A 14,046-nucleotide genomic window follows, 5' to 3' on the forward strand; every position below is an offset into this window, starting at 1 on the left:
GTACGTGGGCTAAGCCACGTACCCCGCCCGTCGCCGTTTCATCTACCCGTCGGTAGCATCCTGACCATGGCAGACACGCAGCAGGTTGACGAGGCGGCCGCCCCGGCGGACGCGCACGGTGAGCGGCGCGCCGCGAAGCTCGCCAAGCAGATCGGGTCCTTCGCCGCACAGCACGGCGGTGCGGCGGGCCAGGTGGCGCACCTCGGCCGCAAGGGGGCGCGGATCGTCCTGGTGGGCGAGGACGGCGAGTGGGGCGACCTGGTGGCCCCCACGTACGAGGTGGCCGTCGCGGCCGTCACCAAGGCGGGCATCACCGTCCACGAGGACTTCGACGGGGAGTTCGCCGCGAAGGTCAGGACGGGTCCGTACGAGTGGTCCCGGATGGCCGGCATCCAGCTCGGCGGCCCCAAGAATCCCGCCTGAGCCCTTCCGCCCGAGCCGCCCCGCCCCGGCGCACCCGCGCCCGGCCCGCGAGGCGGCTCCGGCGTTTCCAGGGCCCTCGCCGGGCTCCCGGGTGCCACAAAGCCCAGGCGCGCACCGCGAACAGGCGGGGGGAACGCACTGTGCCCCGCCGCGGAGGTCGCGGCGGGGCACGGGGGAGTGCGGCGTGGGGGAGTTACGCGGGGACGGGCTCCGCGGAGGAGGCCGGGACCGCGTCGGGCTCCGTGGCGGGACGCTCGCGCATCGCCAGCAGCACCCGCAGGGTGAAGATCCACACCAGCGCGGAGCCCAGCATGTGCAGCCCCACCAGCAGCTCCGGCAGGTCGAGGAAGTACTGGACGTACCCGATGACCCCCTGCGCCAGCAGGACCAGGAACAGGTCCCGCGTCCGCGCCAGCGTCACCCGCGGGGAGTCGAACAGCTTCAGCCCCACCCACAGCGCCACCGTGAGCAGCACCGTCAGCCAGGCCAGCACGCCGTGCGCACGGGTGACCGACTCCCAGTCCACCGGCATGCGCGGCACCTCGCTGGAGTCACCCGCGTGCGGTCCCGCGCCCGTGACCACCGTGCCGACGGCGATCAGCAGCGCGGACACCACGACCAGCGCCCAGGTCAGCCGGCGCAGCGGCGGCGCGGCCAGGGGACGCGGCGCGGCGTCGCCCTCGCCGGTCCGGTGCCACATCACCGTGGCCGCAGCGATCAGCGCGGAGGAGAGCAGGAAGTGCGCGGCGACCGTGTACGGGTTGAGACCGACCAGCACCACGATGCCGCCGAGCACCGCGTTGCCCATCACGATCCAGAACTGCAGCCAGCCGATCCGGGTCAGCTGCCGACGGAACGGCTTGGTGGAGCGGGCGGCGATGATCGCCCAGCCGACCGCCGCGCACAGTACGTACGTCAGCAGCCGGTTGCCGAACTCGATGACGCCGTGCCAGCCCATCTCGCGCGTGGTGGCGAGCGAGTCGGCGGTGCACTTGGGCCAGGTCGGGCAGCCGAGGCCGGAGCCGGTCAGCCGGACGGCGCCGCCGGTGACCACGATGACCACCGCCATGACGAGCGCGACGAGCGCCGCTCGACGGACGGTCCGCGGATCGGGGGTCCAGCGGGCGGCGATGTAGGCAAGGGGGTTGCGGACCGCGGTCAGCGGCCCGCCGGGAATCTCGTTCGGCACGCGCACCATCGTAGAACGGGGCTTGTGCACGCTTTCACGAGGGTCCGCCCGAAACCCTGTGACGTTACTCCCAGCGGAAGAAACGGCCCGCCGCGGCCAGTCCCGCCACCGCCCAGGCGGTCAGGATCCCCAGATCGCCCCACGGCATGCCGGCCCCGTGCTGGAGCACGTCCCGCAGGCCGCCGGAGAGCGCCGCGACGGGCAGCAGCCCCAGCACCGACTGCGCGGCCTCGGGGAACTTGTCCAGCGGCACCACCACGCCGCCGCCGACCAGCAGCAGCAGGAAGACCAGGTTGGCCGCGGCCAGGGTAGCCTCCGCCTTCAGCGTGCCGGCCATCAGCAGGCCGAGACCGGAGAAGGCGGCGGTGCCCAGCACCAGCAGCAGGAACACCGCGAAGGGGTTGCCCCGCGGGGACCAGCCCAGCACGAGGGCGATGACCGTGAGCAGCGCGATCTGCAGCACCTCGGTGACCAGCACCGAGAGCGTCTTGGCGGTCATCAGCCCCCACCGCGGCAACGGCGACGCGGCCAGCCGCTTGAGGACGCCGTAGCGGCGCTCGAAGCCGGTGGCGATGGCCTGGCCGGTGAAGGCCGTGGACATCACCGCCAGCGCCAGCACGCCGGGCGCCAGGAAGTCCACGGCCTTCCCCTCGCCGGTGTCGACGATGTCCACGGTGCTGAACAGCACCAGCAGCAGCGTCGGGATCACCACGGTGAGCAGCAGCTGCTCGCCGTTGCGCAGCAGCATCCGCGTCTCCAGGGCGGCCTGCGCGGCGATCATGCGGCCCAGCGGCGCGGCGCCCGGCCTGGGGGAGTAGGTCCCGGTGGCGGTCATGCGCGCAGCTCCTTGCCCGTGAGCTCAAGGAAGACGTCTTCGAGGGTGTGGCGTTCGACGGCGATCCGCTCCGGCATCACCCCGTGCTGGGCGCACCAGGAGGTGACGGTGGCCAGCAGCTGGGGGCCCACGTCGCCGGTGACCCGGTAGGAGCCGGGGACGATCTCCGAGGCGGAGGAGCCGGAGGGCAGCGCCTTGAGGAGCGAGGCCACGTCCAGTCCGGGGCGGCCGGAGAAGCGCAGCGTGTTCTCGGCGCCCCTGCGGCACAGCCGGTCGGGGGAGCCCTGGGCGATCACCTTGCCGGCGTCGACGATGGCGACGTCGTCGGCGAGCTGCTCGGCCTCGTCCATGTGGTGGGTGGTGAGGATGACCGACACGCCGTCCTCGCGCAGGTCGCGCACCAGCTCCCAGGTGGCCCGGCGGGCCTGCGGGTCGAGGCCTGCGGTGGGCTCGTCGAGGAAGACCAGCTCCGGCCGGCCGACGACCGCCATGGCGAGCGCGAGCCGCTGCTGCTGGCCGCCGGAGAGCCGGCGGTAGGAGGTGCGGCCGCACGAACCGAGGCCCAGGCGCTCGATCAGCGCGTCGACGTCCAGCGGGTGGGCGTGCAGCTTCGCGACGTGGCGGAGCATCTCGTCGGCGCGGGCGCCGGAGTACACGCCGCCGGACTGGAGCATCACCCCGATCCGCGGCCGCAGCTCGGCCGCCTGGCGCACGGGGTCGAGGCCGAGGACCCGGACCGTGCCCGCGTCGGGGCGGCGGTAGCCCTCACAGGTCTCGACGGTGGTGGTCTTGCCGGCGCCGTTGGGGCCGAGGACGGCGGTGATGCCCGCCCGGGCCACCAGGTCGAGGCCGTCCACCGCGGTCTTGGGTCCGTACCGTTTCACCAGAGCCTGGATCTGGACGACGGGGACCGCGGGATCGCTGTGCATGGGACACGAGTCTAGGTTCGCGCGGCGCCCGTCCCGTCCCCGGGTGCCGGATCGACGGCGTCCGCCGCGGGGCGGTGCCCGCCGTCCGCCGCGGGCCGGTGCTCGCGCAGCCAGCCCTCCGCGTAGGCCACCGCGTCGGCGAGCGGGAACAGGCGGGCTCGCGCCGCCCCCGCCCGGCCGTGCGCCACCAGACCCGGACGCTCCCGCTCGAGGTCCTCCCCGAGCCGGTCGAAGTCGTCGGAGTCGAGCGCCACGTCGGTCACCACCTCCCACCCGTCGGGGCCCGGCCGCCCGCGCGGGGCCGTCACCGGCGAGGGGATCCGGTACTCGGCGAGGTGCAGAGCGGTGCAGGAGTCGTAGCCGACGCCCAGCAGCAGCACCCGGGCGCCGAGCCGCTCCAGCCGGGCCAGGGGGCTGTGCTCGCCGAGCGCGCAGTCGGCGGCGTGGCCCTCGACGATCTCGGCGGCGCGGCGGCCGAGGGCGGCGAAGGAGGTCTGCGGATGCGCGCTGCGCACCGCGCCGGGCCAGGTGCGCACGGTCTCCGCGATCACGCCCATGTGCTGCGCCGGGGTGGTCGCTGCGTCGTAGCGGGGCATGGTCGCGCGGACGGTCTCCCACCACTCCCGGGGGATCGGCGGGTTCTCCCAGTAGGCCGGGTCGGACAGCGCGCCGGACTGCGTGGGCACCACCAGGGTCCCCTCCGGACCGACGGCGTCCAGGAGCGCTTGAACGACCGCGACGGCGCCACCGTTCACCCACCCGAGTGAGCTCAGGGAGGAGTGGACGAGCAGGGTCCCACCTGCGCGGACGCCCAGGGAACGCAGATCCGCGGCGAGCGAGGGACGGGTCACCAGGGGGCCCGCGACGGGTTCGGAAGCCATGGGGTGCAGGGTCTCCGGGCCCTCGGCGGCCCGCAAGCCGATTTCCCGGAACGCGTCTTTCCGCAGGTCAGGTTAGGTGCACCTAAGTGATGAAGGGCACCACCGGGCCGGAAGGGCGCGGGTTGTCCGTCCGCCGGTAATTACGCAACAATGGCGTTGTGAAAAACGTCGGCCAGGAAGAAACCACGACCGGGGAGCGTTCCACACGCAACCGGGTCGTGCGCTCGATCCTGGACCACGGCCCGTCGACGGTCGCCGAACTCGCCGGCCGCCTGCGGCTGACCCAGGCCGCGGTGCGCAGGCATCTGGACGCGCTGGTCGCCGACGAGGTGGTCGAGGCCCGCGAGCGCCGGGTCTACGGCGCGCGCACGCGCGGGCGACCCGCGAAGGTGTTCGTGCTGACGGACGGAGGCAGGGACGCCTTCGACCAGTCGTACGACCAGCTGGCCAAGGACGCGCTGCGCTGGATCGCGGACCAGGAGGGCGGTGAGCGGGCGGTGGCCGCTTTCGCACGTGCCCGGCTGGCCGCCCAGGCGGACTCCTACCGCAAGGCGCTGGAGTCCGTCCCGCCGGAGGGCAGGGCCCAGGCGCTGGCCGGAGCGCTGTCCGCGGACGGGTACGCTGCCAGTGCGCGCAGCGCTCCCTCCCCGCAACTCGGCGAGCAGCTCTGCCAGCATCACTGCCCGGTCGCCCATGTCGCTGAGGAGTTCCCGCAGCTGTGCGAGGCCGAGACGGAGATCTTCTCCGAACTGCTCGGCACCCACGTCCAGCGACTGGCCACGATCGCGCACGGTGACGGCGTCTGCACGACGTTCATCCCCAAGATTTCCAGGATCGACGACCACGCCACCAGTGGTCATCCATCATCTACGAGCACGGCCGGGAGGAACCCCGCATGACTCTCCCCACGGAGACTGCCCACCCCGAACTCGAGGGTCTGGGTAAGTACGAGTACGGCTGGGCGGACCCCGACGCGGCCGGCGCCGCCGCCAAGCGAGGACTGAACGAGGACGTCGTCCGCGACATCTCCTCGAAGAAGTCCGAGCCGGAGTGGATGACCAAGCTGCGCCTCAAGGGTCTGAACCTCTTCGAGAAGAAGCCCATGCCGAACTGGGGCTCGGACCTGTCGGGCATCGACTTCGACAACATCAAGTACTTCGTGCGCTCCACGGAGAAGCAGGCGACCTCCTGGGAAGAGCTCCCCGAGGACATCAAGAACACCTACGACCGGCTGGGCATCCCGGAGGCGGAGAAGCAGCGCCTGGTCGCCGGTGTCGCCGCCCAGTACGAGTCGGAGGTCGTCTACCACCAGATCCGCGAGGACCTGGAGGAGCAGGGCGTCATCTTCCTCGACACCGACACGGCGCTCAAGGAGCACCCGGAGCTCTTCAAGGAGTACTTCGGCACCGTGATCCCGGCCGGCGACAACAAGTTCGCCGCGCTGAACACGGCCGTGTGGTCCGGCGGCTCCTTCATCTACGTGCCGAAGGGCGTGCACGTCGAGATCCCGCTCCAGGCCTACTTCCGTATCAACACGGAGAACATGGGCCAGTTCGAGCGGACCCTGATCATCGTCGACGAGGGCGCCTACGTGCACTACGTCGAGGGCTGCACCGCGCCGATCTACCAGTCGGACTCGCTGCACTCCGCGGTCGTCGAGATCATCGTCAAGAAGAACGCCCGCTGCCGCTACACGACCATCCAGAACTGGTCGAACAACGTCTACAACCTGGTCACCAAGCGCGCCGTGGCGTACGAGGGCGCGACCATGGAGTGGATCGACGGCAACATCGGCTCCAAGGTGACGATGAAGTACCCGGCCGTCTACCTGATGGGCGAGCACGCCAAGGGCGAGACCCTGTCCATCGCCTTCGCGGGCGAGGGCCAGCACCAGGACGCCGGCGCGAAGATGGTCCACATGGCGCCGAACACGTCGTCCAACATCGTCTCCAAGTCGGTGGCGCGTGGCGGCGGCCGCACCTCCTACCGCGGCCTGATCGAGATCGGCGAGGGCGCCCCCGGCTCCAAGTCGAACGTGCTCTGCGACGCGCTGCTGGTCGACACCATCTCCCGCTCCGACACGTACCCCTACGTGGACGTCCGCGAGGACGACGTGTCCATGGGCCACGAGGCGACCGTCTCCAAGGTCTCCGAGGACCAGCTCTTCTACCTGATGAGCCGCGGTCTCTCCGAGTTCGAGGCGATGGCGATGATCGTGCGCGGCTTCGTCGAGCCGATCGCCAAGGAGCTGCCCATGGAGTACGCCCTCGAGCTCAACCGGCTGATCGAGCTCCAGATGGAGGGCGCGGTCGGCTGACCCCGGCCCCCGCCCCGCCCGTCCGGTCCTGAAGCAACGAACAGTCCTGAAGCAACGAAAGCGAGCATGACGACAGCCATGGCTGACGCTCAGAACCTCCCGGTGGGCTCGACCACCACCGGATCCATCGCGGTGGCCGCAGAGTCGACCGTCGCCACGCGCATGAGCGCACCGCCCTCCTTCGACGTGGCGGACTTCCCGGTCCCGCACGGCCGCGAGGAGGAGTGGCGGTTCACCCCGCTGGCGCGCCTGCGTGGTCTGCACGACGGCACCGCGACCGCCTCCGGCGACGGCGTGAAGGTCACCGTGGACGCCCCCGAGGGCGTCACGGTGGAGTCCGTCGGCCGCGACGACGCCCGCCTCGGCCGCGCCGGCAAGCCGGTCGACCGGGTCGCCGCACAGGCGTACTCGGCGTTCGAGCAGGCCACCGTGGTGACCGTGCCCAAGGAGGCCGTGCTGAGCGAGCCGGTCCGCGTGACCGTCGCCGGCCAGGGCGGCACCTGCTACGCCCACACCGTGGTCGAGCTCGGCGCGTTCGCCGAGGCCGTCGTCGTGGTGGACCACAGCGGCGACGCCGTCTACGCCGGCAACGTCGAGTACGTCCTCGGCGACGGCGCCAAGCTGACCGTCGTCTCCGTGCAGGACTGGGACGAGAAGGCCGTCCACGTCGGCCAGCACAACGCGCTGGTCGGCCGCGACGCCTCCTTCAAGTCCGTCGTCGTCACCTTCGGCGGCGACGTGGTGCGCCTGCACCCCCGCGTCGAGTACGCCGGTCCCGGCGGCGAGGCCGAGCTGTTCGGCCTGTACTTCACCGACCAGGGCCAGCACCAGGAGCACCGCCTCCTGGTCGACCACAACATCCCGCACTGCAAGTCCAACGTGGTCTACAAGGGCGCCCTCCAGGGCGAGCAGGCCCACGCGGTGTGGATCGGCGACGTGCTGATCGAGGCCGCCGCCGAGGGCACCGACACCTACGAGATGAACCGCAACCTGGTTCTGACCGACGGCGCCCGCGTCGACTCCGTGCCGAACCTCGAGATCGAGACCGGCGAGATCGTCGGCGCCGGCCACGCCAGCGCCACCGGCCGCTTCGACGACGAGCAGCTCTTCTACCTGATGGCCCGCGGCATCCCGGAGTACGAGGCCCGCCGCCTCGTCGTCCGCGGCTTCTTCGCCGAGCTGGTCCAGCAGATCGGTGTCGACGACATCGAGGAGCGCCTGCTCGCCAAGATCGACGAGGAGCTGGAGGCGTCGGTCGCATGACGACCTTCGTACGCGCCTGCGCACTGGCCGAGCTGGAGGAGGACACCCCCAAGCGGGTGGAACTCGACGGCACGCCGGTCGCCGTCGTGCGCACCGAGGGCGAGGTGTTCGCGATCAACGACGTCTGCTCGCACGCGAACGTCTCCCTCGCCGAGGGCGAGGTGGAGGACTGCCGGATCGAGTGCTGGCTGCACGGCTCCGCGTTCGACCTCCGCACCGGCAAGCCGTCCGGCCTTCCCGCCACGCGCCCCGTCCCCGTATACCCCGTAAAGATCGAAGGGGACGACGTGCTCGTCTCCCTCACCCAGGAGTCCTGAGGCACCCATGGCAACGCTTGAAATCCGAGACCTGCACGTCACCGTCGAGGCCGACAACGCCACGAAGGAGATCCTCAAGGGCGTCGACCTCACCGTGAAGCAGGGCGAGACGCACGCCATCATGGGCCCCAACGGCTCCGGCAAGTCGACTCTCGCCTACTCCCTGGCGGGTCACCCGAAGTACACGATCACCGGCGGCACGGTCACCCTCGACGGCGAGGACGTCATCGAGATGTCCGTCGACGAGCGCGCCCGCGCCGGCCTGTTCCTCGCCATGCAGTACCCGGTCGAGGTCCCCGGCGTCTCCGTGTCGAACTTCCTGCGCACCTCCGCCACCGCCATCCGCGGCGAGGCCCCCAAGTTGCGCACCTGGGTGAAGGAGGTCAAGGAGGCCATGGAGCGCCTCAACATGGACCCCGCCTTCGCCGAGCGCAACGTCAACGAGGGCTTCTCCGGCGGTGAGAAGAAGCGCCACGAGATCCTCCAGCTCGAGCTGCTCAAGCCGAAGATCGCGATCCTCGACGAGACCGACTCCGGCCTCGACGTCGACGCCCTGCGCGTCGTCTCCGAGGGCGTCAACCGGGTCCGCGAGAGCGGCGAGGTCGGCACCCTGCTGATCACGCACTACACGCGCATCCTGCGCTACATCAAGCCCGACCACGTCCACGTCTTCGCGAACGGCCGCATCGTCGAGTCCGGCGGTCCCGAGCTCGCCGACAAGCTGGAGAACGAGGGCTACGAGGCCTACACGAAGGGTGGCGCTTCCGAGTGACACAGCTGCCGGGCCTCCTCGACGACCTTGAGGCGATCCGCAAGGACTTCCCCCTCCTGGACCGCGAGGTCCACGACGGGCGGAAGATCGTGTACCTGGACAACGCGGCGACCTCACAGAAGCCGCGTCAGGTGCTCGACGCCCTCAACGCCTACTACGAGCGACACAACGCCAATGTCCACCGCGGGGTGCACGTGCTCGCCGAGGAGGCCACGGCGCTGTACGAAGGCGCGCGCGACAAGGTGGCGGAGTTCGTCAACGCCCCCAGTCGCGACGAGGTGATCTTCACCAAGAACGCCTCCGAGTCCCTCAACCTGGTCGCCAACATGCTGGGCTGGGCCGACGAGCCCTACCGGGTGGACAGCGACACCGAGATCGTCATCACCGAGATGGAGCACCACTCCAACATCGTGCCGTGGCAGCTGCTCGCGCAGCGCACGGGCGCGAAGCTGAAGTGGTTCGGCCTCACCGACGACGGCCGCCTCGACCTGTCGAACATCGAGGAGGTCATCACCGAGAAGACGAAGATCGTCTCCTTCGTGCTGGTCTCCAACATCCTCGGCACGCAGAACCCGGTCGAGGCGATCGTGCGGCGGGCCCAGGAGGTCGGCGCGCTGGTCTGCGTCGACGCCTCCCAGGCCGCCCCGCACATGCCGCTGGACGTGCAGGCCCTCGGCGCCGACTTCGTGGCCTTCACCGGCCACAAGATGTGCGCCCCGACCGGCATCGGCGTCCTGTGGGGCCGCCAGGAGCTCCTGGAGGACCTGCCCCCGTTCCTCGGCGGCGGCGAGATGATCGAGACGGTCTCGATGAGCTCGTCGACCTACGCCCCGGCGCCCCACAAGTTCGAGGCGGGCACCCCGCCGATCGCCCAGGCGGTCGGTCTCGGCGCGGCGATCGACTACCTGTCGGCCATCGGCATGGAGAAGATCCACGCGCACGAGAAGGCGATCACCGAGTACGCGGTCAAGCGCCTGATCGAGGTCCCCGACCTGCGGATCATCGGCCCGGCCACGGCCGAGGACCGCGGCGCGGCGATCTCCTTCACGCTCGGCGACATCCACCCGCACGACGTGGGCCAGGTCCTCGACGAGCAGGGCATCGCCGTCCGGGTGGGGCACCACTGCGCGCGGCCGGTCTGCCTGCGGTACGGAATTCCCGCGACCACGCGAGCGTCGTTCTATCTGTACTCCACGCCGGCCGAGGTCGATGCCCTGGTCGACGGCCTGGAGCACGTACGGAACTTCTTCGGCTGAGAGGACGCGGCGGAGCCGTGAAGCTGGATTCGATGTACCAGGACGTCATCCTGGACCACTACAAGAACCCGCACGGGCGTGGTCTGCGCGATGGCGACGCCGAGGTGCACCACGTCAACCCCACCTGCGGTGACGAGATCACCCTGCGCGTGAAGTACGACGGCACGAAGGTCACCGACGTGTCGTACGAGGGACAGGGCTGCTCGATCAGCCAGGCCTCCGCGTCCGTGCTCAACGAGCTGCTGGTCGGCAAGGAGCTGGACGACGCGCGCGAGATCCAGGAGACCTTCCTGGAGCTGATGCAGTCCAAGGGGAAGATCGAGCCGGACGACGCCATGGAGGAGGTGCTGGAGGACGCGGTCGCGTTCGCCGGCGTCTCCAAGTACCCGGCCCGGGTGAAGTGCGCGCTGCTGAGCTGGATGGCCTGGAAGGACGCGACCGCCCAGGCGCTGGGCGCCACCGACAAGGAGACCCCCGCATGAGCGAGACGGTTGAGATGAAGCCCGCCTCGGAGGAAGAGGTCCGTGAGGCCCTGCTGGACGTCGTCGACCCCGAGCTGGGCATCGACGTCGTCAACCTGGGCCTGATCTACGGCGTCCACGTCGACGACGCGAACATCGCGACGATCGACATGACGCTGACCTCCGCGGCCTGTCCGCTGACCGACGTCATCGAGGACCAGGCCAAGTCGGCCACCGACGGCCTGGTCAGCGAGCTGCGGATCAACTGGGTCTGGATGCCGCCGTGGGGTCCGGACAAGATCACCGACGACGGCCGCGAGCAGCTGCGGGCGCTGGGCTTCAACGTCTGACGCCGCCCGCGCCGGTACCTGCGTCTGCGTCTGAACGGCGGAACGGCCCTTCCCCACCCCCTTGCCGGGGGGTGGGGAAGGGCCGTTCGCCGTCTCCGGGGGAGGAGCCGCGTCAGGCGGTGCCGCCGCGCAGGATCGAGGTCATCTTCTTGCCGCGGGCCAGCTCGTCGACGAGCTTGTCCATCCAGCGGATCCGCTGCATCAGCGGGTCCTCGATCTCCTCGACCCGGTGGCCGCAGATCACGCCGGTGATCAGCGAGGCGTTCGGATTCAGGGCGGGCGCCCGGTCGAAGAAGGTCTCCAGGTCCGTCCCGTCGGCGGCGACCCGGTCCAGTCCGGCGTCGTCGTAGCCGGTGAGCCAGGTGATCACCTGGCGGAGCTCGTCCTCGCTTCGGCCCTTGCGCTCCACCTTGGTCACGTACAGCGGGTAGATCGAGGCGAAGGTCATGCGCCTGATGCGGTCGGCGGCCACGGTGTGCTCCCCACGTCGTCGGTCGCCCCCACTGTAGTTCCGCCGTGGTTCCGCGGGCGGCGCGCGTTCAGCCGTCGCCCAGCGCCGCGCCGCCGTCGCGGACCGCCCGGAGGGCCTCCGTCACGCTCGCCACCACGTCGGTGACCGGGTAGAGGACGCGGCGGACGGTGCGGTCGCGGTCCACCACCAGCGTCAGCCGCTTCAGACGGCTCACCCCGCCGGCCCGGAAGGTGGGCAGGCGCAGCGCCGCGGTCAGGGCCAGCCCCGCGTCCGACAGCAGTGGGAAGCGCAGACCCTCCGCGTCCGCGAACGCCCGCTGCTCGTCCGGGCGCTGGGTGGAGACGCCGTGCACGGTCGCGCCCGCCGCGGTGAACTCGGCCAGGCTGTCGCGGTAGGTGCAGGACTCCAGGGTGCAGCCCGGCGCGCCGGGGATGCCGGCCCAGCCCGGCGGATAGGCGTCCTTGCGGGCGTAGGCGCCGGGGAAGCAGTAGAGGACCGTGAACGGGGTGTCGGCGCAGACCGGGTCGCGCGGTCCGCCGTCCAGGTCCGTCAGGGTCAGCGCGGGCACCCTGGTGCCGGTCAGGGCCAGGACGCGGGCCGCCTCCGCGGACTCCTCGGTCGCTGTCGCCATGGTCTCTCCCTCCCCCAGGAGCCAGGTGTCCCCCCAGTCCTGGAGCGCGATCAGCACGGGCAGCAGGGCGCGCCCGCGCGGTGTCAGCCGGTACTCGTGGCGGACCGGCCGTTCCTGGTACCGCTCCCGGGAGAGCACGCCCGCCTCCACCAGCAGCCGCAGCCGCTCGGCCAGCACCTTGCGGGACATGCCCAGCTCGCGCTGCAGCTCCTCGAAGCGGTGCAGTCCGCGGGCGGCGTCGCGCACGATCAGCAGCGTCCACCAGTCGCCGACCACGTCCAGGGCCTGCGCGATGGCGCAGGAGGCGTCGTTCAGGCTGGTGCGCTGGGCCATGGCGGTACTCGCTTCTTCGATGGCGTGTTGACCCGAGGTTGCCATGCTGACATAGTCCGTTCCCAAAAGGAACTGACTCCGGCGGGTGGGGGCACGGGGATGGGCGCGGTGCGAGGGCTGCGGGAACTGCCGGGCGCGGTGTGGCTGCTCGCGGTGGGTGTGTTCGTCAACGCCTGCGCGAGCTTCACGTTCGTCTTCGTCTTCCTGTACCTGACCGGGCCGCGCGGGGTGGGCGCCGGCGGGGCGGGGCTGGTGATGGGCGCGGCGGGCGTCGGTCTGATGGCCGGCAACTTCACCGGAGGCTGGTTCGGCGACCGCTGGGGGCACCGCCGCACCCTCCTGGCGGCGTCCGCCTGTGGGGGGCTGTTGCTGGCCGTCGTCCCGGCGCTGCCGACGCCGCTGCTCGCCACGGTGCTGCCGCTCGCCCAGTACGCGCTGGGCGTGGTGCGGGTGGCCAACTCGGCGCTGGTCGCGGTGACCGTGCCCGAGGGGGCGCGGCGGCAGGCGTTCGCGGTGATCCGCAGTGCGAGCAACGGGGGGTTCGCGGTGGGGCCGCCGCTGGGGGCGCTGGTCGCCACCCAGGTGTCGTACGACTGGCTGTTCCTCGCGGACGGGCTCGGGACCCTGTTCTTCGCCGCGTGGACCGCCCGGGTGGTGCCCGCCCGGGGCGCCGCCCGCACGGGAGGTCCCGGGGGCCGGGCGGCGGGCGGACGGCTGTGGCCCGAGCTGAGGGCGCGGCCCGCGCTGCTGCTCCTGCTCGGCGGGATCCTGCTGGTGGACGTCACCTACCGGCAGCTGTACACGACCTTCCCGCTGCACCTGGCGGGACAGGGGCTGGACACACGGGTCTACGGCTGGCTGATCGCCGTCAACGGCGCGATGATCCTCTGCCTCGAACTGCCGGTGACCCTGGCCCTGCGGAACCGGCCCGCGCTGCTCGTGGTCGCCTGCGGGCTCGCGCTGGTCGGCGCGGGGTACGCGACGCTGGCCGCGGGCGGTGGAGTGGCCGCCGCGGCGACCATGACGGTGGTGCTGACGGCGGGGGAGATCCTCTACAAGACCACGGCCACGGCGTACGTCGCCGACGAGGCCCCCGAGCGGGCCGTGGGGCGGTTCCAGAGCCTGTACGCGGGGGTGTCGATCAGCGGGACGGTGCTGGCCGCGCCGCTGGGCGGCGCCCTGTACGAGGCGGAGCCCGGGGCGCTGTGGCCGGCCTGCGCGGGCGTGGCGCTGGTCGCCGCGGCGGCCGTCGCCTGCGCCCACCGGCTGGCCCGGCGGGGCGGGGTGGGGGCCGCCGCGCAGGGTGCGGCCGGGGCCGCCTCCGCTTCCGCTTCCGCCTCCGCTTCCGCCTCGGTGGGGGCTTCCGCTTCGGCGAGAGGTTCCGCCGGGGGCTCCGCCTCCGCGGGGGACTCCGTCACCCCGGGGGACTCCGTCACCCCGGGGTGAGACCGCCGGTCCGGTGGGCGGCGCGGGGGGCCCCCCCCCGGACCCGGGCGGGGGCGTGCGCCCCGGCGGGGGGCGGGGGGGGTGCGGCCGGGGCCGGCGGGCGGGCGGGGTGGGCCTCCGGCGGGTCGCGCGGTCGCTGGTGGGGGCGGCGGGCGGGGGGGGCGGCGTGGG

The 14,046-nt window shown here is 71.8% G+C and carries 16 protein-coding genes; 10 read left to right on the forward strand and 6 right to left on the reverse strand.

Annotated elements, in window-relative coordinates; translation table 11 throughout:
- Window positions 1–66 precede the first annotated feature (66 nt).
- Window positions 67–423, forward strand: coding sequence for a hypothetical protein (locus tag ACFRAV_RS30210; protein WP_382560436.1), 357 nt, complete (start codon window positions 67–69; stop codon window positions 421–423).
- Between the two features lie 193 nt (window positions 424–616).
- Here the strand turns inward: ACFRAV_RS30210 and ACFRAV_RS30215 are convergent, their stop codons facing one another.
- Genes ACFRAV_RS30215 through ACFRAV_RS30230 form a run of 4 tightly spaced genes read right to left on the reverse strand, consistent with a single transcriptional unit; the run spans window position 617 to window position 4,257 of the window.
- The gene (locus ACFRAV_RS30215) at window positions 617–1,621 is read right to left on the reverse strand and encodes a heme A synthase (protein WP_382560439.1); all 1,005 of its coding nucleotides are present in this window, start codon (window positions 1,619–1,621) and stop codon (window positions 617–619) included.
- Window positions 1,622–1,676: 55 nt separating this feature from the next.
- Window positions 1,677–2,447, reverse strand: a complete 771-nt coding sequence (locus tag ACFRAV_RS30220; RefSeq protein WP_382560443.1) for an ABC transporter permease — start codon at window positions 2,445–2,447, stop codon at window positions 1,677–1,679.
- The gene (locus ACFRAV_RS30225; protein WP_382560446.1) at window positions 2,444–3,376 is read right to left on the reverse strand and encodes an ABC transporter ATP-binding protein; all 933 of its coding nucleotides are present in this window, start codon (window positions 3,374–3,376) and stop codon (window positions 2,444–2,446) included. The genes ACFRAV_RS30220 and ACFRAV_RS30225 overlap by 4 nt, the downstream gene beginning before the upstream one ends.
- A gap of 11 nt (window positions 3,377–3,387) precedes the next feature.
- Entirely contained in the window at window positions 3,388–4,257 is an 870-nt protein-coding gene (locus ACFRAV_RS30230) for an aminoglycoside N(3)-acetyltransferase (protein ID WP_382560449.1), read from the reverse strand.
- 158 nt (window positions 4,258–4,415) lie between these two features.
- Between ACFRAV_RS30230 and ACFRAV_RS30235 the strand changes: the two genes are divergently transcribed.
- The 8 genes from ACFRAV_RS30235 (at window position 4,416) to ACFRAV_RS30270 (ending at window position 10,993) form a co-directional block, all read left to right on the forward strand.
- Window positions 4,416–5,156 carry a helix-turn-helix transcriptional regulator gene (locus ACFRAV_RS30235; protein WP_382560453.1) on the forward strand — a complete coding sequence of 247 codons (741 nt, stop codon included), beginning with the start codon at window positions 4,416–4,418 and terminating at the stop codon, window positions 5,154–5,156.
- Window positions 5,153–6,574, forward strand: coding sequence for a Fe-S cluster assembly protein SufB (gene sufB, locus ACFRAV_RS30240; protein ID WP_351118202.1), 1,422 nt, complete (start codon window positions 5,153–5,155; stop codon window positions 6,572–6,574). Before ACFRAV_RS30235 ends, sufB begins: the two co-directional genes overlap by 4 nt.
- A 78-nt stretch (window positions 6,575–6,652) precedes the next feature.
- Complete coding sequence (sufD, locus tag ACFRAV_RS30245; protein WP_382560457.1) at window positions 6,653–7,837, forward strand: Fe-S cluster assembly protein SufD; 1,185 nt, start codon at window positions 6,653–6,655, stop codon at window positions 7,835–7,837.
- Window positions 7,834–8,154 (forward strand): bifunctional 3-phenylpropionate/cinnamic acid dioxygenase ferredoxin subunit, encoded by a 321-nt coding sequence (locus tag ACFRAV_RS30250; protein ID WP_351118200.1) that lies wholly within the window; start codon window positions 7,834–7,836, stop codon window positions 8,152–8,154. Before sufD ends, ACFRAV_RS30250 begins: the two co-directional genes overlap by 4 nt.
- A gap of 7 nt (window positions 8,155–8,161) precedes the next feature.
- Window positions 8,162–8,926: a Fe-S cluster assembly ATPase SufC gene (gene sufC / locus ACFRAV_RS30255; protein ID WP_351118199.1), complete on the forward strand. Its 765-nt coding sequence runs from the start codon at window positions 8,162–8,164 to the stop codon at window positions 8,924–8,926.
- On the forward strand, window positions 8,923–10,182 hold the full coding sequence (locus ACFRAV_RS30260; protein ID WP_382560461.1) for a cysteine desulfurase: 1,260 nt from the start codon (window positions 8,923–8,925) through the stop codon (window positions 10,180–10,182). The genes sufC and ACFRAV_RS30260 overlap by 4 nt, the downstream gene beginning before the upstream one ends.
- 17 nt (window positions 10,183–10,199) lie before the next feature.
- Complete coding sequence (gene sufU / locus ACFRAV_RS30265) at window positions 10,200–10,664, forward strand: Fe-S cluster assembly sulfur transfer protein SufU (RefSeq protein ID WP_382560465.1); 465 nt, start codon at window positions 10,200–10,202, stop codon at window positions 10,662–10,664.
- Window positions 10,661–10,993: a metal-sulfur cluster assembly factor gene (locus tag ACFRAV_RS30270; RefSeq protein ID WP_351118196.1), complete on the forward strand. Its 333-nt coding sequence runs from the start codon at window positions 10,661–10,663 to the stop codon at window positions 10,991–10,993. Before sufU ends, ACFRAV_RS30270 begins: the two co-directional genes overlap by 4 nt.
- Window positions 10,994–11,105: 112 nt before the next feature.
- On the opposite strand, the gene ACFRAV_RS30275 is transcribed toward ACFRAV_RS30270, so the two are convergent.
- Together ACFRAV_RS30275 and ACFRAV_RS30280 are read right to left on the reverse strand one after the other, a co-directional pair.
- Window positions 11,106–11,465, reverse strand: coding sequence for a DUF2200 domain-containing protein (locus ACFRAV_RS30275; RefSeq protein WP_382560468.1), 360 nt, complete (start codon window positions 11,463–11,465; stop codon window positions 11,106–11,108).
- 67 nt (window positions 11,466–11,532) lie between these two features.
- Window positions 11,533–12,429, reverse strand: a complete 897-nt coding sequence (locus ACFRAV_RS30280) for a winged helix-turn-helix transcriptional regulator (protein ID WP_382560473.1) — start codon at window positions 12,427–12,429, stop codon at window positions 11,533–11,535.
- Between the two features lie 99 nt (window positions 12,430–12,528).
- Between ACFRAV_RS30280 and ACFRAV_RS30285 the strand changes: the two genes are divergently transcribed.
- Window positions 12,529–13,875, forward strand: a complete 1,347-nt coding sequence (locus ACFRAV_RS30285; RefSeq protein WP_382560471.1) for an MFS transporter — start codon at window positions 12,529–12,531, stop codon at window positions 13,873–13,875.
- The last annotated feature ends 171 nt before the right edge of the window (window positions 13,876–14,046 follow it).

The sequence above is a fragment of the Streptomyces sp. NPDC056600 genome, assembly GCF_042792855.1.
GTDB lineage: Bacteria > Actinomycetota > Actinomycetes > Streptomycetales > Streptomycetaceae > Streptomyces.

Excerpts from the sequence above, each read along its gene's own strand:
- ACFRAV_RS30220 (WP_382560443.1), bottom strand. The coding sequence starts at position 2,447 with ATGACCGCCACCGGGACCTACTCCCCCAGGCCGGGCGCCGCGCCGCTG.
- sufB (WP_351118202.1), top strand. The coding sequence starts at position 5,153 with ATGACTCTCCCCACGGAGACTGCCCACCCCGAACTCGAGGGTCTGGGT.
- ACFRAV_RS30250 (WP_351118200.1), top strand. The coding sequence starts at position 7,834 with ATGACGACCTTCGTACGCGCCTGCGCACTGGCCGAGCTGGAGGAGGAC.
- ACFRAV_RS30280 (WP_382560473.1), bottom strand. The coding sequence starts at position 12,429 with ATGGCCCAGCGCACCAGCCTGAACGACGCCTCCTGCGCCATCGCGCAG.
- sufC (WP_351118199.1), top strand. The coding sequence starts at position 8,162 with ATGGCAACGCTTGAAATCCGAGACCTGCACGTCACCGTCGAGGCCGAC.
- ACFRAV_RS30225 (WP_382560446.1), bottom strand. The coding sequence starts at position 3,376 with ATGCACAGCGATCCCGCGGTCCCCGTCGTCCAGATCCAGGCTCTGGTG.
- sufD (WP_382560457.1), top strand. The coding sequence starts at position 6,653 with ATGGCTGACGCTCAGAACCTCCCGGTGGGCTCGACCACCACCGGATCC.
- ACFRAV_RS30215 (WP_382560439.1), bottom strand. The coding sequence starts at position 1,621 with ATGGTGCGCGTGCCGAACGAGATTCCCGGCGGGCCGCTGACCGCGGTC.
- ACFRAV_RS30270 (WP_351118196.1), top strand. The coding sequence starts at position 10,661 with ATGAGCGAGACGGTTGAGATGAAGCCCGCCTCGGAGGAAGAGGTCCGT.
- ACFRAV_RS30230 (WP_382560449.1), bottom strand. The coding sequence starts at position 4,257 with ATGGCTTCCGAACCCGTCGCGGGCCCCCTGGTGACCCGTCCCTCGCTC.
- ACFRAV_RS30210 (WP_382560436.1), top strand. The coding sequence starts at position 67 with ATGGCAGACACGCAGCAGGTTGACGAGGCGGCCGCCCCGGCGGACGCG.
- ACFRAV_RS30285 (WP_382560471.1), top strand. The coding sequence starts at position 12,529 with ATGGGCGCGGTGCGAGGGCTGCGGGAACTGCCGGGCGCGGTGTGGCTG.